Genomic DNA, 25,417 nt, shown 5'->3' on the forward strand with positions numbered 1-25,417 from the left:
CGACGGCCCCGAAGGCCCGGCGTCATGCGATATCGGAGGGGTAGCTGCTATAGCTACCCCTTTCCGGTTATTCGACACCGACTTCAGAGCCCTCTAGGTTAAGGTTTAGCTTATCTCCAGCGGTATCTTCTTCGTCGTCCATTTCTTTCATTTCGATCTCTTGCTCGTCGCCGGACAAGATCTTCACGTCCATGCCTAAGCTTTGAAGCTCCTTGATCAATACTTTGAAGGACTCGGGAACGCCCGGCTCCGGTACGTTCTCGCCCTTGACGATCGATTCGTAGGTTTTAACGCGACCGACGACGTCATCGGATTTGACGGTCAAGATTTCTTGCAGCGTATAAGCGGCGCCATACGCCTCCAACGCCCAAACTTCCATCTCCCCGAATCGTTGTCCGCCGAACTGGGCTTTACCGCCCAGAGGCTGTTGCGTAACGAGAGAGTAAGGACCCGTGGAACGGGCATGAATTTTATCGTCGACCATGTGAGCCAGTTTGATCATGTACATAACGCCAACCGTAACTTCGCGTTCGAACAATTCTCCTGAACGTCCGTCGCGCAGTTGCCACTTCCCGTTACGTTTCATGCCGGCTTCTTCCATGGCATCGAATACGTCCGTTTCGCGCGCGCCGTCGAATACCGGCGTAGCGGAGTGAATGCCTAGCAGTTTGCACGCCATGCCTAAGTGAACTTCGAGCACTTGGCCGATGTTCATCCGGGATGGTACCCCTAGCGGATTCAGAACGACTTGTACAGGCGTTCCGTCCGGCAGGAACGGCATATCTTCTTCCGGCAGGATGCGGGCGATAACCCCTTTGTTACCATGTCGTCCGGCCATTTTATCGCCTTCGGATATTTTCCGTTTTTGCGCGATATAGGCACGTACCAATTGATTTACGCCAGGAGGCAGCTCGTCGCCGTTCTCGCGGGTAAATACTTTAACGTCAACGACGATTCCGTCGGTACCATGCGGTACGCGCAAGGAAGTGTCGCGCACTTCGCGTGCTTTCTCTCCGAAGATCGCGTGCAACAGGCGCTCTTCCGCCGTAAGCTCCGTTACGCCCTTAGGAGTAACTTTACCTACCAGGATGTCGCCGGCGCTGATCTCGGCGCCTACGCGGATGATTCCGCGCTCGTCAAGGTTGCGAAGCGCATCCTCGCCGACGTTCGGAATATCGCGAGTGATTTCTTCGGGTCCGAGCTTCGTATCGCGCGCTTCCGACTCGTACTCCTCGATATGGATCGAAGTGTAGACGTCTTCGCGGACCAATTTCTCGGAAAGCAAGATGGCATCCTCGTAGTTGTAACCTTCCCAAGTCATGAAGGCAACGACGACGTTGCGTCCAAGAGCCAACTCGCCTGTGTCCGTGGAAGGACCGTCAGCCATGATGTCGCCCTTCTTGATGACATCGCCGCGACGAACGAGCGGTCTTTGGTTAATGCAAGTTCCTTGGTTGGAACGCATGAACTTCTGAAGCTTGTATTTAACGATATCGCCTTTGACTTCTTTGCCTTCGATCATCTCGACCCGACGCAATTGGATTTCATTGGCAGAAACTCGTTCGATGAATCCGTCATATTTGGATACAATACATACCCCGGAGTCTTTCGCGGACTTATGCTCCATACCCGTTCCGACGAAAGGAGCTTCCGGAATAAGCAACGGTACCGCTTGACGTTGCATGTTCGATCCCATTAGGGCGCGGTTGGAGTCATCGTTCTCGAGGAACGGAATCATCGCGGTCGCAACCGAAACGACTTGCTTAGGGGATACGTCCATGTAATCGACGCGATCGCTCGGCATGGTGAGGATATTATCCGTTTGCTTGTTATAACGGACAATCGTTTCCTTCTCGATGAAAGATCCGTCCGGATTAATTTTCGCGTTCGCTTGCGCGATAATATAGTTGTCCTCTTCGTCCGCGGTCATATAGACGATCTCGTCCGTGACGCGGTTCGTATGAGGATCGACTTTCCGGTAAGGCGCTTCGATAAATCCGTATTCGTTAATCCGGGCGAAGGAAGACAAGGAGTTGATCAACCCGATGTTCGGTCCCTCCGGAGTCTCGATCGGACACATCCGGCCGTAGTGGGAGTGATGGACGTCACGGACTTCGAAGCCCGCGCGTTCCCGCGTCAAACCGCCGGGTCCGAGTGCGGATAGACGACGCTTATGCGTAAGTTCCGCAAGCGGGTTCGTCTGATCCATAAATTGCGACAATTGGGAAGATCCGAAGAACTCCTTGATCGCCGCGATAACGGGACGAATATTGATTAGCGCCTGAGGCGTAATCGCGTTCTGGTCCTGGATGGACATTCTCTCGCGCACGACGCGTTCCATACGGGATAGACCGATACGGAATTGGTTTTGCAGCAATTCGCCGACGGAGCGCAGACGACGGTTACCGAGATGGTCGATATCGTCCGTGTTCCCTACGGATTGAAGAAGGTTCATAAAGTAGTTGATGGACGCGATGATGTCCGCAGGCGTAATATTCTTCACCGACTTGTCGATGATGCCGTTGGCGATGACCTTAACTACTTTACCGTCTTCGATCGGGGAGAAAATGCTGATCGATTGCAATGGAATATCTTCAGCTTCATACACGCCGCCGGTTACTCGGTAGTTTTTGAAGCCGACGTTTTTCTCCAGCATAGGGAGAATTTGATCCAGCAATCTCCGGTCTATCATTTGACCAGCTTCGGCGATAATCTCGCCCGTGGACGGATCCACTAGAGTTTCCGCTAAACGCTGATTGAACAACCGGTTTTTAATGTGCAGCTTTTTGTTTACTTTATAACGACCGACATTCGCCAGATCGTAACGCTTAGGATCGAAGAACCGAGCGATCAGCAAGCTGCGCGCATTCTCCAATGTAGGCGGCTCCCCCGGACGAAGACGCTCGTAAATCTCGATGAGCGCTTTCTCGGTAGAATCCGTGTTATCCTTCTCAAGCGTATTGCGAATGTACTCGTCTTGTCCGAGCAAATCCAAAATCTCCGCGTCGGTACCGAACCCTAAGGAACGAAGAAGCACCGTTACCGGAATTTTGCGAGTGCGGTCTATACGCACGTAAATGATATCTTTAGCATCCGTCTCAAGTTCGAGCCATGCTCCACGATTCGGAATGACAGTAGCCGTGTAGTTTTTCTTGCCGTTCTTATCTACCTTCGTACTGAAGTAGACGCTCGGGGAGCGCACCAATTGGCTGACGATAACACGTTCCGCACCATTGATAATGAACGTACCCGTTTCGGTCATGAGCGGGAAATCGCCCATAAATACTTCCTGTTCTTTAACCTCGCCGGTTTCCTTATTAAGCAACCGAACTTTAACACGAAGCGGAGCCGCATAGGTTACGTCGCGTTCTTTCGATTCGTCAACGGAATACTTCGGTTCGCCCAAGCTGTAGTCGATAAACTCCAACACGAGATTACCGGTGAAATCCGAAATTGGCGAAATATCCTGGAAAATCTCACGCAAACCCTCGTCCAAAAACTTCTGGTACGATTGCTGCTGGATTTCGATCAGGTTCGGAACGTCCAACACTTCATTAATGCGGGCGTAGCTGCGCCGTGAACGGCGGCCATACTGAACAAGATGTCCTGCCAACTTAACCTCACCCCTTAAGTCTGCTTCAACACATAAATAAAGAAAAGCCCTTATGCGCCGGTTGGCGGCACAATGGCAACTCATACTGCCTTTACCCCAAAACAAACCCATTATACGTCGAGCAACGTGAATTTATTCCTGGGAAAGGATCAGAGTTTACAGGTCTATTGTGTTGAAGACAATTAGCCCATCCTAATACTGACATTTCTTAATAATACCACAGCGAAAATGTCAAGTCAAATATTTTTCATTTTTTACTTGCGCATACAGCGATATAGCCTGAAGCCCTTATCCTTGCCGACTTCCGCGACTTCATCCTCGCCGTAAATTTCTTCAAGCTTAGCCCTTGCGGAAGGAGCTCCCTGTTTGTTCTGGATGACGACCCATATCGTTCCGCCTGGATTGAGATGATTCCAAGATTCAACGAACAGTTGATGCACGACGGCTTTCCCCGCCCGAATTGGCGGATTAGACAAAATCACGTCGAACGTCTCGCCATTAACCGCCGAGAACAAATCGCTCTGAGCGAAGGAAACGTTATGTATCCCGTTCGCTTGCGCGTTCAGTTCAGCCAGTTCAACGGCACGTTCGTTAATATCGATCATCTTGACATGTCCTTGCGGCGCAAGGCGGGCGGCAATCAACCCGATCGGACCATACCCGCAGCCGATATCCAACACTTGGGCATCGCGCGGAATTTCCATGCTCTCGATAAGCACCCGACTGCCATAATCCACCCCGTCCCGCGAAAACACGCCAGCATCCGACGTTAACCGAAGGTTAAAGCCTCGCAACTCCGACTCGAAAGCCTTTCGGTTGCTTGCGGACTGAGGTTTATTCGAGTAGTAATGATCGTTCACTTGGATCCTCCATCATTACGGCATAGAACTTCTCGATGCTAATAAGCCGACTTTGAGCTTCCTCATTAAGCATGATCAAATTTCGACATGAACAAACCCCTCGAAGAAAATCTTCAAGGGGTTTGATGATCTGCTTCTTACTTAACTTCTACTTTAGCGCCAGCTTCTTCAAGCTTGCCTTTAACAGCGTCAGCTTCTTCTTTGGCTACTTTTTCTTTGATAGCTTTTGGAGCGTTGTCTACGAGATCTTTTGCTTCTTTCAAGCCAAGGCCCGTGATTTCGCGAACGGCTTTGATAACGTTGATTTTCGAAGCGCCAGCTTCAACAAGAATAACGTCGAACTCGGATTGCTCTTCAACTTCAGCAACCGCAACCGCGCCGCCAGCAGCAACCGGAGCTGCAGCAGTAACACCGAATTCTTCTTCGATTGCTTTAACCAGGTCGTTCAATTCAAGAACAGTCATCGCTTTGATGGCTTCTAAGATTTGCTCTTTGCTCATTTGAATATCCTCCATTATTTGAGATCATATGATCTTCTTATTTTGATAGATTCTAACCTTATGCGCTTGCTTCGTTCTTCTCCGAAACCGCTTTGACGGCGAGTGCGAAGTTGCGAACCGGTGCTTGGAGAACGCTAAGCAACATGGACAGCAAACCTTCGCGGGAAGGAAGATCCGCAAGTGCCTTCACTTGAGCCGCATCGTAGAAACGTCCGTCTACGATACCGCCTTTGATTTTCAATGCGTCGTTCTTCTTCGCGAAATCGCTCAGAATTTTAGCTGGAGCTACCGCATCGGTACCGAACGCAACAGCAGTCGGTCCTGTAAGAACGGCATCAAGTTCGCTAAGCTCAGCGCTTGCAGCGGCACGGCTTACCAAAGAGTTTTTCAACACTTGGAATTCAACGCCGGCCTCACGCAATTGCTTACGAAGCAAAGTGACTTGAGCTACGTTAAGTCCGCGGTAATCCGCTACTACCGTGCTCGTGCTCTCGCGCAGTTTCGTTGCGATCGAATCCACTTCTTGCTGTTTCGCTTGAATGATTTTTGCATTTGCCATTGTGTACACCTCCTAAGTCTTGGCATTACCGTATTATCGTCTTCCAACGAGTCAGAGGCATAAGAAATGCCCCCGCAGACTTCGCGGAGGCATGACGTGATCTCGCTCTTATGATCAAAATGCGACGCACTTTGCATAAAAGAAAAACTCTATCCACACACCTCGGTAGGAAATTAAGCTCACGCGAAAGTTCATTCGCGCTGCACCTACGGTCTACGGTATCCATATTCGATTATCAACTTGACCAGCTTACCATGGAAGGCAAGCCATTGTCAAAGTCAGTTCTTACCGTTTTTCGGCTTCCCGCAGTTGACTACAGTCGGTATCCCGCTGCGTTAACGCGCGCGCCTGGTCCCATCGTCGAGGAAATCGAGACGTTCTTCAGGTATACGCCTTTGGAAGACGCCGGTTTAGCGCGGTTCAGCGCGTCCATCAGTGCTTTCAAGTTTTCGTCGAGCTTCGCGGAGTCGAACGATACTTTACCGATCGGAGCGTGAATTTGTCCGGCTTTGTCCAGACGGTATTCGATTTTACCGGCTTTGATCTCGGCGATGGCTTTTGCAACGTCGTTCGTTACAGTGCCCGCTTTAGGGTTAGGCATCAAACCTTTACCCCCGAGAATACGGCCCAATTTACCTACTTCGCTCATCATGTCCGGAGTAGCGACGCAGACGTCGAACTCGAACCATCCTTGTTGGATTTTAGCGATGAGGTCAGCATCGCCTACGTAATCCGCGCCGGCTGCTTCAGCTTCTTTCAGCTTGTCACCTTTTGCGAATACGAGGACGCGTTGCGTTTTGCCGGTGCCGTGAGGCAGAACGACTACGCCGCGCACTGCTTGATCTTGTTTTCTCGGATCAACGCCGAGACGGACAGCCGCTTCGACGGTTTCGTCGAATTTGGCCGTTGCCGCTTTCTTCACGAGCTCGATTGCTTCCAACGATTCGTAGGTTGCATCGCGGTCGATCAGCTTAGCGGACGCTACATATTTCTTACCTTGTTTAGCCAAGTTGTTTTCCTCCTTTTGTGGTTTTAACGGTTTGTTTCAATCCGCCCTCCCGAGTCGGGAACGGCAAGATTTCTCCTCCCACTTACGCGTCCATGCGGACGCGTGGAACCGCTAGATCAAGCGATTAGTCTTCGATAACGACGCCCATGCTGCGGGCTGTTCCTTCGACCATACGCATAGCCGCTTCAACGGATGCCGCGTTCAGATCTTGCATTTTTTGCTCTGCAATATCGCGAACTTTAGCACGTTTAACAGTAGCTACTTTTTTCTTGTTCGGCTCGCCGGAACCTTTTTGGATTCCTGCAGCTACGCGGAGCAATACCGCTGCCGGTGGCGTTTTTGTTTCGAACGTAAAGGAGCGATCCTCGAATACGGAAATGACGACCGGAATAACCAAGCCGGCTTGATCCGCGGTGCGAGCATTGAACTCTTTACAGAATTGCATGATGTTAACGCCAGCTTGACCTAGTGCAGGACCGATTGGCGGCGCAGGGTTAGCTTTACCCGCGTTAACTTGCAACTTTACCAATTTGATGACTTTTTTTGCCATTGTTGCACACCTCCCTGACCCGTAATGCGGTTTAACGGGACTCTCGTCCCTCCCGCTCGTTCAAGAAACCCAAAATACACGAAATTTCTTATATTTTTTCCACTTGAGTGAAATCCAACTCAACCGGGGTTTCCCTGCCAAACATGTTGACATGTACCTTAAGCTTGCTCTTGTCGACGAGAATTTCTTCTACGGAACCGACGAAGTTAGCGAAAGGACCGACTTTGACCCGTACGTTTTCCTTGAGTTCGAAATCGATGACCGGCTTAGGCTCTTCCATTCCCATATGTTTTAGAATTCCTTCTACTTCATCGGGAAGCAATGCCGTCGGCTTCGATCCGGACCCCGTGGAGCCTACAAACCCGGTAACGCCCGGAGTATTGCGAACCACGTACCAAGAATCGTCCGTTTGGATCATCTCGACAAGAACGTATCCCGGATATACTTTACGCATAACCGTCTTTTTCTTACCGTCCTTGTTGACGATCTCTTCTTCCATAGGAACAAGCACCCGGAAGATTTTGTCTTGCATACCCATAGATTCCACGCGTTTTTCCAGGTTAGCCTTGACCTTGTTCTCATAACCCGAATACGTGTGCACTACGTACCATCTTTTCTCCATGGAAAAGCCACCTTTGGTTCCTGCGTCAGATGATGAGATCGACGAGGGATGAAATACCGATGTCCAAAGCCCAGAAGTAGATCGTTACCAACAGCACAGTCACTATTACGATGATCGTGTAGCTGACGAGTTCTTTCCGGTTGGGCCAACGGACTTTCTTCAATTCGTTCCAGCTGTCAGCAAAAAACGAAAAAAAGGACCCAAAGTTTTGTTTCATCTTGGCCAGGAAAGTCACGTTCATACCTCCTAGGAGTTAACGCGTTTCGCGATGAGGATGATGTTCATTGCAAAATTTGCAGAACTTCTTCAACTCGATGCGATCGGCGTGTGTCCGTTTGTTCTTGCTTGACGTGTAATTCCGTTGCTTGCAATTCGTACAAGCTAGTGTGATGATCACGCGCATCCCTTCCACCTCCCGGGATCATAACTTCATAAAAATACAACCATTCAGCGGAAACCCCAACTTGGCGAACCAAGGCCGAGTTCGGAACCGGAATTGATGACGAGTCATCAAGACAACAATTCCTGGTGTTTCGCCGATGATTCAGAGCCAGCGCATAAGAAACCACGTTAAGGTTACTAAAATAATTTATCACAGGGGGTAATCGATGTCAACGAAAAGTCGCCAGGCCCCCTCTGGTACTATTCTTCCATTTCTGCGCAAGGTTTAATCAGTACCGTTGCATTTAATCTCTTTTACTGGTTTATTAGCCTTTATAGAGACGCCAAGACTACCTCCCGCCATGCGGCAACGAAACCGGACAACCCTTATGAACGTAAATAAAAGCAGCTCCATTAAGGCTGCTCTTGTGGTCGAATTGATGGGTTATGAAATCCGATAATTGCTAGGTTCCCAGGTCGCGCACTTCCAAATAACGCTCCAGCTTTCGTTTCACCCGTTGCAAGGCATTATCGATCGACTTTACGTGACGGTCCAAGTCGACCGCGATCTCTTGATAAGACCGACCATCCAGATACAGCATCAGAACTTTGCGCTCCAAGTCGCTTAGAATCTCGGACATCTTATCTTCGAGTCCGTAAAATTCCTCTTGGTTAATGATCATTTCCTCGGGATCGCAAACTCTCGAACCGCAGATAACATCGAGGAGCGTCCTATCGGAATCCTCGTCGTAAATAGGTTTATCCAAGGAGACGTACGAATTAAGGGGGATATGTTTCTGACGGGTGGCGGTTTTGATCGCGGTGATGATCTGGCGGGTGATGCACAACTCGGCGAAAGCTTTGAACGAAGCCAACTTGTCGCCTTTGAAGTCGCGAATCGCTTTATAGAGGCCGATCATCCCTTCTTGTACGATATCTTCCCGCTCCGCGCCTATTAGAAAGTAAGAGCGCGCCTTAGCACGCACGAAATTCCGATATTTGTGAATGAGGTACTCCAACGCTTCGCTGTCGCCCAGTCGCACGAATTCCACGATGTCCTCGTCGGCCTTGAAGTCGTACTCTCGTGTTGCCAGCCTCTCCAAGTCGACGCTCATGAACATTCCTCCGGTCTGCATTGGCGTACTGGAACTTCTTACTGGAACCTCTGACTCTACCAAACTATTAACAATATACTTGAAAAAGTGCATAGCGTCAATGGATTGGCCGTTTATCGCCGTTCGGCGACCGTGGTAAATTTGTAAATAAAAGTAATGACTCTGCTAACTATCGCCTAAGCCGCGTCTCATTCGTTCCAATCTGCGTTGGATGTTTTCGGGCAGTACGCCGTCCAACGGATTTTTCTTAATCTGGGAATCCTTCCGAATGGCGGCTTGTATTTCGGTCCTGCTCTGCCGCACTTCCAGTCTCAGCTCGCGCGCCGAAACCCGCAAAGCACCCAAACCGAAAGCCACGTGCTGCTCGACTTGATCGGATGTCGCGACATAGATATTACGCCGAACGGACGTCCATTCCCCTACCAAACGCTCGATGCATTCGTCGGCCGTTTCCCTTTCACGCGTATACACGACCCGCATTTTCTTGCGATGACGGTATTCCGCTCCGGCGCCCGGCACGCGGAACGCATCGAAGACGACGATCACGACGAGTCCCGCATAGCTCTGGTAATCCGACAGCATCTCCAAGAGTTGGTCGCGCGCGTCTTCCAGCTTCTCGTTCTTAAGAACGGCCAGCTCAGGCCAAGCGCCGATCATGTTGTAGCCATCCACGAGGAGGATGTCCTCGCGTTGGAACATGCGTTTCTCAGGCATGATCGGATGCCGGACTGGACGGGGTAACGCCTCTCTTCTTCTGAGCTTCCGCGCGCTGTCTCACGACTTCGTACAGGATGACTCCCGCGGCGACCGACGCGTTCAATGAATTAATTTGACCGGCCATCGGAAGCGAAAGGATGAAATCGCATCTTTCCTTGACGAGTCGGGATAATCCCTGACCCTCGTTGCCGATCACGATCGCGAGCGGTCCGGTCAGGTTCGTCTCGTAGAAGCCCTCCGAGGCGCCGACATCCGCTCCCGCGATCCACAAACCGGCTTCTTTCAGCTTCTCCATCGTTTGTACTAAGTTAGCCACGCGCGCAACGGGAACGTATTCTACGGCGCCCGCCGAAGTTTTGGCCACCACCGCGGTTAATCCCGCGCTCCGGCGCTTCGGCACGATAACGCCATGCACTCCCGTGCAGTCGGCTGTCCGCAATACAGAGCCGAGATTGTGCGGATCTTCCACTTCGTCGAGCAACACGATCAGTGGCGCTTCCCCGCGTTCCTTGGCGCGAGCCAATAACTCGTCCACTTCCGCGTAAGCGACCGCGGCCGCTTGGGCGACGACTCCTTGATGCTGCATATCCGGCACTAATCGATCGAGCTTGCTCTTGTCTACTTGCTGAACGACGATGCCGCGCGCTTTGGCTTCCTCCATGATCGGCTGGATGAGGTGCCGTTGGGCTTGGTTGGACATGAAGATCTTATTGATCGACCGCCCCGCCTTCATCGCCTCCAACACGGGATGCTTGCCAGCTAAATATTCGTCGTCACCCTTCAAGGCGCTTTCCTCGACCCACTGCTCATTATCCTGTGTCGATTCCTTATTCGCCGGCGCTGCGGCATAACGCTTATCCTTCTCCTTGCGTCCGCCGCCGGCGGAATTCCATCCGCCCTTGCGCTCGCCTTGACCGGACGGCCTTGCGCCGCCGCCTGCTTGACGGTTCCCCGAAGCTTTCGGATATTGATTGCTCATTGTCATCTTCCTTTATCGTTTATTGCGTACCGTCTATAGCGATTGAGATTCGAACGCTAATTCCACGAGCTGTTCCAGGCGATCCTTCGCCCCATGATAGTACAGATGCCCGACAAGACACTCCAATGCGGTTGCATGGCGATAATCCGCGGGATCCGCGTTCTTCGGCGGCTGTCCGGATTTCGTATTGCGGCCTCTGCGGACGATGTCCGCCTCCTCTTCCGTAAGCAACGGCATCCATCTTTGCAATAGCTTGGCTTGCGCTGCCGCGGATACGTATGTCGTTGCCGCGCGGTGAAGTTCATGAGGCTTACGGCTAGAGCAAGCAATGAGTTTCTGTCTGATATAGATCTCGAATACGGCATCTCCGATGTAGGCCAGCACTACGGGCGAGAGCAAGTGCGGCGGCACGTCGGCAGGGACCACCGGCGCAATGACGGGAGCTAAAGGCCGACTTACCCGCTCCGTCATTTGCGCCGCCAACGAATGCCTTGCGGCGTATCTTCCAGTAGAATTCCCCGCTCCGCCAATAAATCGCGGATCTCGTCCGCGCGGGCGAAATTACGGTTCGCCCGAGCCGTCGTCCGCTCGGCGATTAAGGCGTCGACCTCTTCGTCCAGTAAGCCCGCTTCCTCGCTCTCCGGCAACAAACCGAGAATGCCGTTCATCTCGCCGATTTGCGACAAAATAAATAGCAAATCCGTTTCGCTTACGACTTCCCTTTGCAAATACGCGTTGACTTCGGATACGAGGCCGAACCATGCCGTGATCGCGTCCGGCGTGCTGAAGTCGTCCTGCATGCGGGAATGAAACTCTTCGTTAAGCTGCTTCAACCGAGCTATTAAGATTTCGTCGCTTGCCAAGGAAAGATTGCCTTTGGCGACGGAAGAGAGTCTATGCTTCGCGTTATCCCGGCAATTGGTCAAGCGTTCGATGCTGTTGGCCGCTTGGCGAATCGTCTCGTCGCTGAAGTTAAGCGGACTGCGGTAATGGGTCGCCAACATCAAATATCGAATCGCGTATTTGCTCGTCATCTTGAGAAGTTGTCTAACGTTGATTCCATTGCCGAGAGATTTGGACATTTTCTCGTTATTGATGTTCACGAAGCCATTATGCATCCAGTACTTGGACAACGGCTGTCCGGTCAAAGATTCGGATTGGGCGATTTCGCACTCATGGTGGGGGAATTGCAGATCATGCCCGCCCCCGTGAATGTCCAGCGTATCCCCCGCGTATTTGCGCACCATCGCGGAGCACTCGATGTGCCAGCCCGGACGGCCTTCGCCCCATGGACTCGGCCAGTGGATCTCCCCTGGTTTCGCGGCTTTCCACAGCACGAAATCCTGAGGGTTTTCCTTCCTTTCGTCCACGTCGATCCGGATTCCGTATTGTAGTTCGTCGAGATTTTTATGGGATAGCTTGCCGTAATCCGGAAAAGAGCTCGTGCGGAAGTACACGTCCCCGGCGCTCTCGTAAGCGGCCCCTTGATCGACTAAACCTTGGATGAAATCCACGATTTCGACGATCGTTTCCGTTACCCGCGGCGCAACGGTAGGCGGAATCGCGCCTAACGCCTCCCTGTCCTCCTTGAATGCCGCAATGAATTTCTCGGCCAATTCGGGTACCGTGATTCCCAGTTCGGCGGCTTTCCGGATCATTTTGTCGTCGACGTCCGTGTAATTCACGATGTAGTTGACTTCCAAGCCGATCGCTTCCAGATACCGGCGTACGACATCGAAGAAAATGACCGGACGCGCGTTGCCGATATGGATGTAGTCGTATACGGTCGGCCCGCATACGTACATGTTCACTTTCCCAGGCTCGCGCGGGACGAACGTTTGAGGTTCCCTTGTCATGCTATCGTATATTTTGAGGTTCACGTTGCTTTAGCTCCTTTTATGATCGAATGCCGATACGTTTACGGGCTCTTTGGTTTCCGCCGATTCCTCGGATTCGATAGGTTTAATGTTCCCTTTTGCGCTCTCGGCTTTCAGACGTTCGACTTCCGACTTCAGCTCATTGATTTCTTTCTGCATGAACCGGAAGGTTTCGATGAGCGGGTCGGGGAGGTTCGTATGATCCAGGCGATCGCCGATTTTCTTCCCGTCTCGTTTCACGATTCTGCCGGGGATGCCGACGACCGTGCTATGGGGCGGGACTTCGCGAAGAACGACGGAATTCGCCCCGATATTAGAGTGATCTCCGACCGTGAACGATCCAAGCACTTTCGCGCCGGAAGCGATAACGACCCGGTTGCCGATCGTAGGGTGTCGTTTGCCTTTTTCTTTCCCCGTTCCTCCCAGCGTAACCCCTTGGTAAATGACGACCTCGTCACCGATCTCGCACGTTTCTCCTATGACCACTCCCATGCCGTGGTCTATAAACAGTTTACTGCCGATCCGTGCTCCGGGGTGAATTTCGATTCCCGTAAAAAATCGGCTGATCTGCGAGATCATGCGGGCAACGGAATACCACCGACGGCGGAAAAAGAAATGCGCGAAGCGATGAGCCCAAATCGCGTGTAACCCCGCATAAGTAAAAACCACCTCAAACCAGCTTCGGGCCGCAGGATCATTTTCGAATACCGCATCGATATCCGATTTGACAGTCCGCCACATCCCCATTTCCGTTCCCCCCTCGTGCTTCTGTCTATAATATTGATGCATTGCGACTCCGCCCGGCCAAGCGCGACGCATGTAAATCTGCTTCGGCACCTAGCTAAGATCTTGTTGCGCTCGTTCTGCCCAATTTCTCGAAATAACTGGATATGTACAGTTATTTCCGCCGAGAACATCGCAATTAGGTTAAATAAATGGATTTCTACAGTTATTCTGCAGGTTCCAAGGAGGCAGCCCTGCCGCGCGGCCCGCGGAAATAAAAAAAGCCCCTGCAGCTTATCGCTGCAGAGACGTCATGACGTGGTCCCACTCTGCTTGAGCTTGACTCCCGAAAGAACCCCGCTCCTCATTGGATCGATAACGAGATCCCCCCGGCACCGCTCACCCGGTTCAAGCCAAGGAGTATGCGATAAGATCATCGCAGTACTGTCGGTTGTCCGATCAGCGGCACAGCTCCCAGGCGCATTTCGGTTTCGCGCGAATGGGCGGCTCCCAGCCTAGACCGCCTTCTCTGGACATTCGTCTAACAAAACGTACTTTCCTGTTCGTCGCACATTTTCGATATGCTCCAAGTATATCCCAACCCTACGCGGGTGACAAGAGACATTGCCCTGCCCTTGCGCAGCGCCTAGGTTTATCCCCGGGTGGCCAGCTGATGCCGGAGACGCTTAAGCACTTGATCGCGTCCTAGAAGCCAGATGGTGCCGTTCAAGTCCGGTCCGTGCGTCTGTCCGGTAAGCGCTACGCGAATCGGCATGAACAACCCTTTGCCTTTAACGCCGGTAGCCGTCTGAACGCCTTTGATCAAGCTCTTCATGTTCTCGATCGTGAAGCCCGCTTCGCCCGCTTCTTCCAATCCCGCGAGGAAAGAAGCCAATACGGCCGGAACCGTCTCTTCAGCCAACACGGCCGTCGCCTCGTCGTTGAACTCAAGCGACTCTTGGAAAAAGAGATCCGACAACGACACGATCTCCGCGCCGAAACGCAGATGGTCGCGGAACAAAGTCACCAACGCGGTTGCCCACTCCAGCTCTTGCGCGTTCGGCTCCGCCGGAAGACGGCCCGACGACTTCAAGTGGGGCAGGCATAGCTCGATGACGCGTTCCGGTTCGGCTTGCTTCAGATAATGCTGGTTTAGCCAGCTAAGCTTCGCGGTATCGAACACCGCCGGACTTTTGGATAACCGGCTCGCGTTGAAGATTTCGATCAGTTGCTCGCGACCGTATACTTCCTCTTCGCCTTCCGGAGACCAGCCGAGCAGCGTAATGAAGTTAAACAACGCCTCGGGCAAATAACCGAGTTCGTCGTACTGTTGGATGAATTGCACGATGGACTCGTCGCGTTTGGACAGCTTCTTGCGTTGATCGTTCACGATCAGCGTCATATGTCCGAATTCGGGCGGAGCCCAATCGAACGCTTCATAGATCATGAGCTGTCGCGGCGTGTTCGTGATATGGTCTTCCCCGCGCAGCACGTGGGAAATCTCCATCAGATGGTCATCGACGGCTACGGCATAGTTATACGTAGGTATCCCGTCTTTCTTCACGATAACGAAATCTCCGAAATCGTCGGAGCGGAAAGAGATTTCGCCCTTCACCGTATCGTTAAACGTGTATACGCGATCCGCGGGAACGGTAAAACGAACGCTCGGAACCCGGCCTTCCGCCGCGAGTTTTGCCCGTTCCTCCGCGTTAAGATGACGGCATTTACCGGAATATTTCGGAGTTTCGCCGCGTGCGGATTGCTCCTCGCGTTCCCGCTCCAGCTCCTCCTCGTTGCAATAACAAGGATAAGCAAGCTGACGATCCAGCAATTGCTGCGTGTGCGAGCTATAGATATCCAATCGTTCAGTTTGTCGATAAGGGCCGTACTCCCCAGGGCGGTCTACGCTTTCGTCCCAGTCGACGCCAAGCCATTTCAGATAAGTGAGCTGGCTCTCTTCTCCCCCGGCTACATTGCGTTTAACGTCCGTGTCTTCGATCCGAATGATAAAGTCGCCGCCGTGGTGGCGTGCGAATAAATAGTTGAAAATAGCGGTTCGTGCGTTGCCGATATGCAGATGGCCCGTAGGGCTTGGCGCATAACGTACGCGGACTTTCGTCGACATATTTCTTCCTCCTTAGTAACTCAGCAACTCTGCAACTCTGTAACTCTGTAGCTCTGTAGCTCTGTAGCTATTACCGCGTCTTAACCGCGAACCAATAGAACGACCGCCTGCGAAGCGATACCTTCTCCGCGTCCTGGGAATCCCAGACGCTCGGTCGTGGTCGCCTTGACGTTAACCTGGGACTCCTCGCACTCCAGCACCCGCGCGATGACCGAAACCATCGCAGGGATGTAAGGCGCCATTTTAGGCGCTTGGGCGATGATCGTCGCATCCGCGTTGCCTATCTTGTAGCCGCGTTCCTTAGCTAGCCCCCACACGCGCTCCAGCAGCACCACGCTGTCGGCATCCTTGAATGCCGGATCGGTATCGGGAAAGTGCTTGCCGATATCTCCGAGAGCGAGTGCGCCGAGAATCGCATCGCTGATCGTATGTAACAGCACATCCGCGTCGGAATGCCCCAATAGCCCTTTCTCGTAAGGGATGGTAACGCCTCCGATAATGCAAGGCCGTCCCTCCACCAGTTGATGTACGTCGAATCCTTGTCCTACTCTAATCAATTCGGTTCCCCCTTCTCTTTACGTCTTGCCAACAGCAACTCCGCGATCGGCAGATCCTCGGGCGTCGTAATCTTCAAGTTCGCGTAATCCCCTTCGACAATCGCGACCTTGCGTCCCAGCCGTTCAAGAAGCATGGCGTCGTCCGTTGCTATCGCCCCCTCCTCTTGCGCTTGCCGGTGCGCCTGCATCAGCTCCGTACGCAAAAAAGCCTGAGGAGTTTGCACGCTCCACAGCGTTCTCCGTTCCGGCGTCGCAACGATAAATCCGTTGCCGTCCGAAACCTTGATCGTATCTTTAACCGGAACGGCGATCGCGGATGAGCCATGCTCTTCCGCCGCCCTGCAGCAAGCTTCGATCTGCGCCGAGGTAATCAGCGGTCTTGCCGCGTCATGCACGAGCACGCCTTCCGTATCCAATGCGGTTAACCCGGCATATACGCTATCCTGCCGCTCGGCCCCGCCAGGTATAATGAGCTTTACCTTGCCGAATCCTTCGTTCCCGATAATCTCGGCCGCTTTCTTCTGCTCGCCGGACGTAACGACCAAGACGATCGACTTCACGGAATCGCTTCGTTCGAAAGCCTCGAGCGTATGTGCCAGCACCGCGCGTCCCGCCAGCTTCAGGTAGGGCTTGTTATCCGCGGCTCCCATGCGAGTGCCGCGCCCCGCCGCTACCACGACAGCTCCCCATTCCATTGAACGTATTCCCCTTATGAGCGCAACGTAGGTTGGCATGATTACAAACGAAAGACGGGACACTAGAGCGCGTCCCGCCCGTAATTCTATTATCATACCTTGTTAGAGCGCTTTTTCCAATAGCTTCGGCTTGGCGAAGATCATCCGGCCCGCGGACGTCTGAAGGACGCTCGTGACGAGTACTTCCATCGTCGTTCCGATGAATTCCCTTCCGCCTTCGACCACGATCATCGTACCGTCGTCCAGATAAGCCACGCCTTGGCCGTGCTCCTTGCCGTCCTTGATCACCTGCACGACGATTTCTTCGCCCGGAAGAACGACCGGCTTCACCGCGTTGGCCAAGTCATTGATATTAAGTACGGATACGCCTTGCAGCTCGCACACCTTGTTCAGGTTGAAATCGTTCGTGACCACTTTGCCCTGCATCGCCTTGGCGAGCTTAACGAGCTTGCTGTCGACTTCCCCGGGTTCTTCGTTCGCATCTTCGTATATAAGTACCCTGACGTCTAATTCCTTCTGAATTTTATTAAGGATATCCAATCCCCTCCGTCCCCGATTGCGCTTAAGCAAGTCGGAAGAATCCGCGATATGCTGAAGCTCCTCCAGTACGAATTCAGGTATGACCAACGTCCCTTCGATAAAACCCGTCTTGCAAATGTCCGCGATCCGACCGTCGATGATCACGCTCGTATCCAGTATTTTATGTTCCTCGAATCTAGGCCCGTCTTTACGAGGCGCCTCCGACGTCGGACGCGTACGGATCCAATCGCCGAATTCGTCCTTCTTCTGCGTACCGATCCGCAGTCCCGCATATCCGAGCGCAAGCGCCGTTCCCGCCGCCAATACTTGTCCCACATACGGAATATCCGTCACATAAGGATACAGAAATGAAGAAAGTGCGAGTCCGAAAGTGAGGCCGACTACGCCGGACAATAACTCCGACATGGGATAACTGGATAACTTATCGATTCCCCGTTGCAAAGAACGGGATAACGGAGCAGCGATAGAGGTCGCAAGCAAAAATCCGGCAAAACCTCCTACCACCATGCTGAAGGTTCCTCCCGCGCCGGTTGTCGCTCCAAGCATCGCTCCCATCCATGGCGACTCCGAAGACGATTGCCAATTCGTCATTTGTTGACCTAACAATGCGCCTATGAGTAGACCGATGGTTTGGATTATTCTTTTCATAATCATAAAATCACTCCCTTTCTTGAAATGAGTCGGAAATATCTTTACTAGTATGTTCCATTTTTTCGAATGCAAACCTCATTCCCGCCCGCTTCTTAAAGTTTCTTCAGATTACTAAGTTCTTTTGAAATATCGCAGCCCTTGATCTATAATGAGAAGGAAAAGTAAATTAAAGGTAACCGAGGTGGAACGGATGAGCGCACCTACGCTCCAGGAATTCCAGAGTCAGGTGTCGGAATTGTTACTCCGTCATCGCAGTCTGCTCGATGTCGTCACGAAGTACAGTCAATCCAATGCATCCGTCAACCGCGCCGTATCCAAATCGATAACCGAGTGCGGGTGTATCGCCTTAAACGCCAGAAACCAAGGATTTTCCGAGGAGATGCCGCTCGATCAGGCGCATCGCCAATCCAAGTCCCACATGGAAGGCGCTTTATGCGAGCAATGCCGCGAAGTCATTCGCAACGAAATGGGTAAAAATCTTTTCTACATGTCCGCCATGTGCAATTTGCTAGAGATCAGCCTGGAAGAAGTCGTCGCCAAGGAAGCTGATAAATGCTCTACGTTGGGCTGGTTTAACTTAACTTAATAACGCAAGTTCACGACAAAGAAGCAGCCCCGCCGATCGGAAGGCTGCTTCTTTGCTGTGCTATGGGGCAAACTTACTTCTCCCGCTTAACGATGATCGTCTCTTCTTTACCGTTCCATTTCATCGTCAGCTTAAAGCTGGTCTCCTCCGCGATCGGATCAACAATCGTTGCGCTCCCCGTAATTTTCATGTTCTCGGCCTCGGATTCGGTTTGACTTTGCTGATCGAAATTTTGGCTTTCGGTAAAGGCATAACTAACGTTGCTGACTTTCTCCCCTTTGGCAATATGCTTGATCTCATAACTCTTCGTCTTGGCCGACGGATTGACCTTGCAGACTACGCTCCAACTCTCGCCTGCTCCCTTGAAGGTGATCGACTTTCCTGCTGTGCAGCCCGCAAGCGCCAGAAGCCCGATCAATAGCAAACCGATTACAACATATTTTTTCACTTGGAAACCGCTCCTTATCGTCATGATATTCCAAGTATAATTGGGGCCCCTATGAAACATATCCAACCTTTGGCTGGTTTAAAGATTGGACTTAGGTAGGGGTTGCCTTCTCGGGCTGAAAAAGCTCCTTCATCCCCGTTAGTATTTTACGTGGCGTTGTGTCATCGCACCAAGCATAATCGGCTTTCGCCGTCCTTAGGGATGGCGGGGGAACGTTTATGTCGGAGACATTTCAGATAAGTAGAGTGGATTTTATACTTTCTGAAATGTTAAAAAAAGCACCGACATCCCCCCGATCGAGAGATTGCCGATGCTTTCGGATGTTGCGGTTACGCGCTATGCTTGGATTGATCGTTCTCTTCTGCGGCCTGCCTGCGCTTAGCGCGCCTGCTCTTAGGCAACAGTCGTTCAACGTTTTTTTTTAGGCCCCACAATGCATAGAGAAGCAATAACGCAAGAATAACTTTAGGAATGGCTTCTTGGAACATATAGGCGAGAACCGCGGCTCCCAAGACGACGACCGGTATGGCCCACATCGCCTTCTTCGGCAAGCCGAGCTTCTTGAAATTCGGGTATTTCATATTGCTAACCATTAGGAAGGACAACGCCACCGTGCTGATTAACAGCAAGGAATAGTGCAGCTCGTTCTGGAATAGCGCCAGCGTGGCTAATACGCCGCCCGCAGCCGGAATCGGCAAGCCGATAAAATATCCGGGAATGCCGTCAATGACGTTAAACCGAGCAAGCCTTAAAGCGCCGCAAATCGGGAAAATGGCCGTTACGATCCAAGCCAAAGCCGGACTTATGCCCTGAAACGCGGCTTGATACATGATAAACGCCGGAGCCACCCCGAAAGAAATCACGTCGGAGAGGGAATCCAACTCCTTGCCGAACTCGCTTTGCGCGTTCAATGCCCGGGCGACGCGTCCATCCAAACCATCCAGAAGCATGGCGATGATAATCAGCAAAGCAGCCGTATTCGAGCTGTTCGTTTCGTTATTAAACGCCAATATGATGGCTATCACGCCTAGAGACAGGTTACCTATCGTAAATAAGTTCGGTATCGACTTTGTAATCATGTTATGCCACCTCGACTTTACTATACCCTATTAATCGGAATGTTAAGCGCATTCCGTGGATGCGTCGCATAAATTCCTGCGAAATTGAAGAACATTTCCAATTGTATTCCCCTTATATCTGTCTGTCAATAAACACCTGCTCTTGAATCCGTTTCAAGCCCTCTTTAATCGCCCTCGCCCGGACCTCTCCGATACCGTCCACTTCATCCAATTCTTCGATGGAAGCCATCACGATATGCGGAAGCGCGCAGAAGCGTTCAACCAGATTATGAATGATGATGCTTGGCAGCCGCGGGATCTTGCTGAGCATTCTGTATCCGCGCGGGAGTAAGCCTTCCTCGACGACCGAGCTGAGGGATGGATACCCCAAAATTCGAATTAACAACGCGGAATCGAGCAGCTCTTCGGAAGATAACTTGCGAATGGCCGCTTGGATTTCGCGAACTTTATTTTCCCCGTCATCCTTCGCGTAATCCCTGATTAATAATGCAGCCTCATCTTCGGCCGATCCGACCAGTTCTTCCTTCTGCATGCTGATGAGTCTGCCCTCGTTGCCTAGTTCCAACACGTAACGATTGATTTCGTTATTGATCCGAAGCACCATCTCCGCGCGTTGAATGACGTGCGCTACCTCGTGCATCGTAACTAGCTCCTCGAACTCCAGCGCCGACAAATTCGTCAACGCTTGAGTAAACACGACCCGGTACCTCTCCAACGTCTGAATCGCTTGGTTCGCCTTCGTTAAGATGACGCCCATTTCCTTCAGCGCGTACCGTAACTGACCTTGGTACAGCGTAATGACGTTGCGGCGTTGGGAAATGGAAACGACGAGCTTGCCGGTCTGCTTCGCGACCCGCTCCGCGGTCCGGTGGCGGATACCCGTTTCGGACGAGGAGATCGAGGAATCCGGAATAAGCTGCGTGTTCGCGTATAGGATCCTCTTCACGTCTTCGTTCAAGATGATCGCGCCGTCCATCTTGGCTAATTCATATAAGTAGTTCGGACTGAAATCGCAATTGATGGAGAACCCTCCGTCAACGACTTCCATGACTTCCGGACTGTATCCCACTACGATAAGGGCTCCCGTCTTGGCGCGCAGCACGTTCTCCAGCCCATCGCGGAACGGGGTACCAGGCGCAACCATCTGGAGCAGCAAATTCATCGTCTTTTCTTGCTGGTTCCGTTCTTTCTCTTTCGGGTCTCTTTCCTTATGTTCTTTCATTCCGTCATCGATACCCCCTATTCCAATGCGGCCTTAAGTGCTTCCGCAACCGTTTTGACCCCGATCAGCGTAATGTCTTTGGGCGCTTGCCAGCCCTTCATGCTTTGCTCCGGCATGATCACGCGTTTGAACCCCAGCTTATGGGCTTCCTTCACCCGTTGCTCGGCTCTGGATACCGCCCGGACTTCTCCCGTTAAGCCCACCTCGCCGAAGACGACGTCGAACGGCTTCGTCGGCGAATCCTTGAAGCTGGATGCCAAGCTTACCGCGGCAGCCAAATCCGCGGCCGGTTCATCCAGCTTGACCCCGCCCGCCACGTTCAGATAGGCGTCCTGATTTTGCAGGAACATCCCCATTCTCTTCTCGAGCACCGCAATGACGAGCGACATGCGATGGTGATCGAAACCCGAAGCCATCCGGCGCGGCGACGGAAAATGGGTCGGCGATATAAGCGCCTGCAATTCCACCAATACCGGTCTCGTTCCTTCCATGCTGGCCACGACGGTAGAACCGGAAACTCCCAGCGGCCTTTCCGATAAGAAGAGCTCGGACGGGTTCGTAACTTCCCGCAGACCATCCTCCGTCATATCGAAAATCCCGATTTCGTTCGTCGAGCCGAAACGATTTTTCACCGCGCGTAAAATACGATACGTATGATGCCGTTCTCCCTCGAAGTAAAGCACGCAATCGACCATGTGTTCCAGCAATCTCGGCCCGGCGATCGCGCCTTCCTTGGTAACGTGCCCGACTAAGACGGTTGCCACTCCGTTAATCTTCGATATTCTCATAAAATGAGCCGTGCATTCCCTTACTTGCGCCACGCTTCCCGGAGCGGAAGCGACTTCTGGCCGGTATACGGTTTGAATCGAGTCGATAACGAGGAAATCCGGCTCCACTTCGGTAATCGCTTCCTCGATCACTTCCAGGTTCGTCTCGCATAACACGTACAGCCTATCGTTCAACGCTCCAAGACGATCCGCCCTGAGCTTGGTTTGACGTACCGATTCCTCGCCGGATACGTACAATACCTTCAAACCTTGCGTAGATAAGGAATAGGACGCCTGCAGCAGCAAGGTCGATTTCCCGATCCCGGGATCTCCTCCGACGAGCAGCAATGAGCCGGGGACCAGTCCGCCGCCGAGAACCCGGTTCAGTTCGGACAAACCTGTAGAAATACGGGGCTCTCGCCCACTCTCTATGTCTATGATGGCACGTGCTTTTTCTTTCGTACGGAGTAGTTCGCTTCTTCCGACCGGCGCCTTAATCTCCGTCTCGGTTTCCTCGACCATCGTGTTCCACTCTTGACAGCCCGGACACTTCCCCATCCATTTCGGGGATTCCGTCCCGCACTGAGTACAGGCAAATTTCGTTTTCACTTTGGCCATTGCAGATTAAAGCTCCTTTGAACAACGTCCTATTCATGAATTTTACCATGATTCGGCTGGATAGAGAAACCAAGCAAACAAAAACACCAGGACAAACGAGCAAATTAAAGAAGAGGCTGCCTCCGTTAAGAGACAGCCTCTTCTCTATAAATTAAGCTTTCGTCAACTCGATGCCGTCTTTCTGCTTGACGACCAAGCCGCCGTCCTCCTCGTCGATGAGGAGCGCGTTGCCTTTCGTAATCTTGCCGAGCAACAGATCCTCGGACAAGCGGTCTTCGATATGCTTCTGAATCGCGCGACGGAGCGGACGCGCTCCGTATTGAGGATCGTAGCCTTCCTTCGCGAGGAACGCCTTAGCCGAATCCGTCAGCTCGAAGCTGACGTTGTGCTCGACTAGACGTTTGCGAAGATCGTCGGCCATTAGCGTTACGATCTCTGCGATATGCTCTTCGTTCAGCGGGTGGAACACGATCGACTCGTCGATCCGGTTCAAGAACTCCGGACGGAACGACTTCTTCAGTTCTCCCAGCACTTTTTCCTTCATATTCTGATAATCGCGACCCGCGTCTTGCGCGGCCGTGAAGCCCAACGTGGAGTTTTTCTTGATTTGCTCGGCTCCGACGTTCGAAGTCATAATGATCAGCGTATTCCGGAAATCTACGGAACGGCCTTTGGAGTCGGTCAATCGACCGTCCTCAAGCACTTGCAGCAAGACGTTAAACACTTCCGGATGAGCTTTCTCGATCTCGTCGAGCAATACGACGGAATACGGTTTGCGACGAACTTTCTCCGTCAATTGGCCGCCTTCCTCGTAGCCGACGTATCCCGGAGGCGCTCCGACCAAACGAGAAGTCGAATGCTTCTCCATATATTCCGACATGTCGATGCGGATAACGGCATTCTCGTCTCCGAACATCGCTTCCGCTATCGCGCGGGCCAGTTCCGTCTTCCCTACGCCCGTCGGTCCAAGGAAGATGAACGAGCCCATCGGGCGCTTCGGATCCTTCAAGCCGGCACGAGCGCGGCGAATGGCGCGGGACACGGACTTCACGGCTTCGTCTTGACCGATGACGCGGTCGTGCAGGATGCTCTCCATCTTCAGCAGACGCTCGGTTTCTTCCTCGGCCAGCTTGCTAACCGGAATTCCGGTCCAGCTTGCGACGACTTGAGCGATATCTTCCGGCGTAACTTCGGAATCGGTGCGGCCTTGCTTTTCTTTCCACAAGTTTTTCGTATGGTCGAGCTCTTCGCGGATTTTCTGCTCCGTATCGCGAAGGGCGGCCGCTTTCTCGAATTCTTGGCTCTGAACGGCTGCGTCCTTCTCCTTACGAATATCCTCGAGCCTTGTTTCCAATTGCTTCAGGTTCGGCGGTACCGTATACGAATTCAGCCTTACTTTGGAACCCGCTTCGTCGATCAGATCGATCGCTTTATCCGGCAGGAACCGATCCGGGATATAACGATCGGACAGCTTAACCGCCGCTTCGATCGCTTCGTCCGTAATTTTCACCCGGTGATGCGCCTCATAACGATCGCGCAAGCCGCGCAAGATTTGGATCGCTTCTTCCGGCGTCGGTTGATCTACCGTAATCGGTTGGAACCGGCGTTCCAGCGCCGCATCCTTCTCGATATATTTGCGGTATTCATCCAGCGTAGTTGCCCCGATGCATTGCAATTCTCCGCGAGCAAGCGCCGGCTTGAGAATGTTCGAGGCATCGATCGCGCCTTCCGCGCCGCCCGCTCCGATCAACGTGTGAAGCTCGTCGATGAACAAGATGACGTTACCGGCCTGACGAATTTCGTCCATGATTTTTTTCAGGCGGTCTTCGAATTCTCCGCGGTATTTCGTTCCGGCAACGACGGAGCCCATGTCGAGCGTCATTACGCGCTTGTCGCGCAACGTCTCGGGAATCTCGTTGTTGACGATTTTCTGGGCGAGGCCTTCGGCGATTGCCGTTTTACCTACGCCCGGCTCCCCGATCAATACCGGGTTGTTCTTCGTCCGGCGGGACAGCACTTGAATGACGCGCTCGATTTCCTTCTGACGGCCGATCACGGGATCGATATTGCCTTCCCGAGCGCTGGCAGTTAAATCTCTAGCCAGGCCATCCAACGTCGGCGTGCTCACGTTGGCGGATGGACCATGGTTTTGCGACACGCTCTCGTTGCTGCCCAGCAATTGAAGCACTTGCTGGCGGGCTTTGTTCAAGCTGATGCCCAGATTGTTGAGGACCCGAGCCGCAACGCCCTCTCCTTCACGGATAAGGCCGAGCAGAATATGCTCCGTGCCTACGTAAGTGTGGCCGAGCTTGCGCGCTTCGTCCATGGAGAGCTCGATCACTTTCTTGGCCCGAGGCGTGTAAGCGATATTCGTAGGCTGCTCTTGTCCGCGGCCGATCAGCGACTCGACTTCGTCCTGGATTTTCTCCAAGCCAAGACCTAAAGCGATAAGCGCTTTAGCCGCGATGCTTTCCCCTTCCCGGATCAAACCGAGCAGAATATGTTCCGTACCGATATTATTGTGTCCCAAACGCACTGCTTCTTCTTGAGCTAAAGCCAACACCTTCTGCGCACGTTCCGTAAATCGTCCAAACATCATGAGACACACCTCCTATAATGTTAAG

25 protein-coding genes and 1 other annotated feature are annotated in these 25,417 nt (G+C 52.5%); of the genes, 1 reads left to right on the top strand and 24 read right to left on the bottom strand.

Annotated elements, in window-relative coordinates; translation table 11 throughout:
• Positions 1–67 precede the first annotated feature (67 nt).
• The 19 genes from rpoB to HH215_RS19335 form a co-directional block, all read right to left on the bottom strand.
• Positions 68–3,613: a DNA-directed RNA polymerase subunit beta gene (gene rpoB / locus HH215_RS19245; RefSeq protein WP_169281362.1), complete on the bottom strand. Its 3,546-nt coding sequence runs from the start codon at positions 3,611–3,613 to the stop codon at positions 68–70.
• 254 nt (positions 3,614–3,867) lie between these two features.
• The gene (locus HH215_RS19250) at positions 3,868–4,473 is read right to left on the bottom strand and encodes a class I SAM-dependent methyltransferase (RefSeq protein ID WP_169281363.1); all 606 of its coding nucleotides are present in this window, start codon (positions 4,471–4,473) and stop codon (positions 3,868–3,870) included.
• Positions 4,474–4,610: 137 nt separating this feature from the next.
• Complete coding sequence (gene rplL / locus HH215_RS19255) at positions 4,611–4,973, bottom strand: 50S ribosomal protein L7/L12 (RefSeq protein WP_169281364.1); 363 nt, start codon at positions 4,971–4,973, stop codon at positions 4,611–4,613.
• 58 nt (positions 4,974–5,031) lie between these two features.
• Complete coding sequence (rplJ, locus tag HH215_RS19260; protein WP_169281365.1) at positions 5,032–5,532, bottom strand: 50S ribosomal protein L10; 501 nt, start codon at positions 5,530–5,532, stop codon at positions 5,032–5,034.
• Between the two features lie 53 nt (positions 5,533–5,585).
• Positions 5,586–5,769, bottom strand: a sequence feature (ribosomal protein L10 leader region).
• A gap of 76 nt (positions 5,770–5,845) precedes the next feature.
• Positions 5,846–6,541, bottom strand: a complete 696-nt coding sequence (gene rplA / locus HH215_RS19265) for a 50S ribosomal protein L1 (protein WP_169281366.1) — start codon at positions 6,539–6,541, stop codon at positions 5,846–5,848.
• A 124-nt stretch (positions 6,542–6,665) separates the two neighbouring features.
• A complete protein-coding gene (gene rplK, locus HH215_RS19270; RefSeq protein ID WP_169281367.1) occupies positions 6,666–7,091 on the bottom strand; it encodes a 50S ribosomal protein L11 in 426 nt (141 codons plus the stop codon).
• 88 nt (positions 7,092–7,179) lie between these two features.
• The gene (nusG, locus tag HH215_RS19275) at positions 7,180–7,713 is read right to left on the bottom strand and encodes a transcription termination/antitermination protein NusG (protein ID WP_169281368.1); all 534 of its coding nucleotides are present in this window, start codon (positions 7,711–7,713) and stop codon (positions 7,180–7,182) included.
• A 25-nt stretch (positions 7,714–7,738) separates the two neighbouring features.
• Positions 7,739–7,948 (bottom strand): preprotein translocase subunit SecE, encoded by a 210-nt coding sequence (gene secE, locus HH215_RS19280; RefSeq protein WP_169281369.1) that lies wholly within the window; start codon positions 7,946–7,948, stop codon positions 7,739–7,741.
• A gap of 18 nt (positions 7,949–7,966) precedes the next feature.
• Entirely contained in the window at positions 7,967–8,116 is a 150-nt protein-coding gene (rpmG, locus tag HH215_RS19285) for a 50S ribosomal protein L33 (protein WP_115995294.1), read from the bottom strand.
• Between the two features lie 442 nt (positions 8,117–8,558).
• Positions 8,559–9,209, bottom strand: a complete 651-nt coding sequence (gene sigH, locus HH215_RS19290; protein WP_169281370.1) for an RNA polymerase sporulation sigma factor SigH — start codon at positions 9,207–9,209, stop codon at positions 8,559–8,561.
• 165 nt (positions 9,210–9,374) lie between these two features.
• A complete protein-coding gene (locus HH215_RS19295) occupies positions 9,375–9,908 on the bottom strand; it encodes an NYN domain-containing protein (protein ID WP_169284476.1) in 534 nt (177 codons plus the stop codon).
• Between the two features lie 7 nt (positions 9,909–9,915).
• Positions 9,916–10,710: a 23S rRNA (guanosine(2251)-2'-O)-methyltransferase RlmB gene (gene rlmB / locus HH215_RS19300; RefSeq protein ID WP_256376743.1), complete on the bottom strand. Its 795-nt coding sequence runs from the start codon at positions 10,708–10,710 to the stop codon at positions 9,916–9,918.
• A gap of 228 nt (positions 10,711–10,938) precedes the next feature.
• Positions 10,939–11,376: a Mini-ribonuclease 3 gene (locus HH215_RS19305; protein ID WP_169281372.1), complete on the bottom strand. Its 438-nt coding sequence runs from the start codon at positions 11,374–11,376 to the stop codon at positions 10,939–10,941.
• A complete protein-coding gene (gene cysS / locus HH215_RS19310; RefSeq protein WP_169281373.1) occupies positions 11,373–12,785 on the bottom strand; it encodes a cysteine--tRNA ligase in 1,413 nt (470 codons plus the stop codon). Before cysS ends, HH215_RS19305 begins: the two co-directional genes overlap by 4 nt.
• Positions 12,786–12,791: 6 nt before the next feature.
• Positions 12,792–13,523, bottom strand: coding sequence for a serine O-acetyltransferase (gene cysE, locus HH215_RS19315; protein WP_169284477.1), 732 nt, complete (start codon positions 13,521–13,523; stop codon positions 12,792–12,794).
• A gap of 634 nt (positions 13,524–14,157) precedes the next feature.
• Entirely contained in the window at positions 14,158–15,630 is a 1,473-nt protein-coding gene (gene gltX / locus HH215_RS19320; protein ID WP_169281374.1) for a glutamate--tRNA ligase, read from the bottom strand.
• An 80-nt stretch (positions 15,631–15,710) separates the two neighbouring features.
• The gene (gene ispF / locus HH215_RS19325) at positions 15,711–16,187 is read right to left on the bottom strand and encodes a 2-C-methyl-D-erythritol 2,4-cyclodiphosphate synthase (RefSeq protein WP_169281375.1); all 477 of its coding nucleotides are present in this window, start codon (positions 16,185–16,187) and stop codon (positions 15,711–15,713) included.
• Positions 16,184–16,882 carry a 2-C-methyl-D-erythritol 4-phosphate cytidylyltransferase gene (ispD, locus tag HH215_RS19330; RefSeq protein ID WP_169281376.1) on the bottom strand — a complete coding sequence of 233 codons (699 nt, stop codon included), beginning with the start codon at positions 16,880–16,882 and terminating at the stop codon, positions 16,184–16,186. Before ispD ends, ispF begins: the two co-directional genes overlap by 4 nt.
• 102 nt (positions 16,883–16,984) lie before the next feature.
• Complete coding sequence (locus tag HH215_RS19335) at positions 16,985–18,070, bottom strand: PIN/TRAM domain-containing protein (RefSeq protein ID WP_375140452.1); 1,086 nt, start codon at positions 18,068–18,070, stop codon at positions 16,985–16,987.
• Positions 18,071–18,263: 193 nt separating this feature from the next.
• On the opposite strand from HH215_RS19335, the gene HH215_RS19340 reads away from it, so the two are divergent.
• The gene (locus HH215_RS19340) at positions 18,264–18,659 is read left to right on the top strand and encodes a nucleoside triphosphate pyrophosphohydrolase family protein (RefSeq protein WP_169281378.1); all 396 of its coding nucleotides are present in this window, start codon (positions 18,264–18,266) and stop codon (positions 18,657–18,659) included.
• 73 nt (positions 18,660–18,732) lie between these two features.
• Here the strand turns inward: HH215_RS19340 and HH215_RS19345 are convergent, their stop codons facing one another.
• The 5 genes from HH215_RS19345 to clpC form a co-directional block, all read right to left on the bottom strand.
• Positions 18,733–19,107: a hypothetical protein gene (locus HH215_RS19345; protein ID WP_169281379.1), complete on the bottom strand. Its 375-nt coding sequence runs from the start codon at positions 19,105–19,107 to the stop codon at positions 18,733–18,735.
• A 329-nt stretch (positions 19,108–19,436) separates the two neighbouring features.
• The gene (pssA, locus tag HH215_RS19350) at positions 19,437–20,186 is read right to left on the bottom strand and encodes a CDP-diacylglycerol--serine O-phosphatidyltransferase (protein WP_169281380.1); all 750 of its coding nucleotides are present in this window, start codon (positions 20,184–20,186) and stop codon (positions 19,437–19,439) included.
• 112 nt (positions 20,187–20,298) lie between these two features.
• Positions 20,299–21,408: a DNA integrity scanning diadenylate cyclase DisA gene (gene disA / locus HH215_RS19355; RefSeq protein ID WP_169281381.1), complete on the bottom strand. Its 1,110-nt coding sequence runs from the start codon at positions 21,406–21,408 to the stop codon at positions 20,299–20,301.
• Between the two features lie 17 nt (positions 21,409–21,425).
• Positions 21,426–22,793, bottom strand: coding sequence for a DNA repair protein RadA (gene radA, locus HH215_RS19360; protein ID WP_169281382.1), 1,368 nt, complete (start codon positions 22,791–22,793; stop codon positions 21,426–21,428).
• A 151-nt stretch (positions 22,794–22,944) separates the two neighbouring features.
• A complete protein-coding gene (clpC, locus tag HH215_RS19365) occupies positions 22,945–25,392 on the bottom strand; it encodes an ATP-dependent protease ATP-binding subunit ClpC (protein ID WP_169281383.1) in 2,448 nt (815 codons plus the stop codon).
• Between the last annotated feature and the right edge of the window lie 25 nt (positions 25,393–25,417).

The organism is Cohnella herbarum, from assembly GCF_012849095.1.
GTDB lineage: Bacteria > Bacillota > Bacilli > Paenibacillales > Paenibacillaceae > Cohnella > Cohnella herbarum.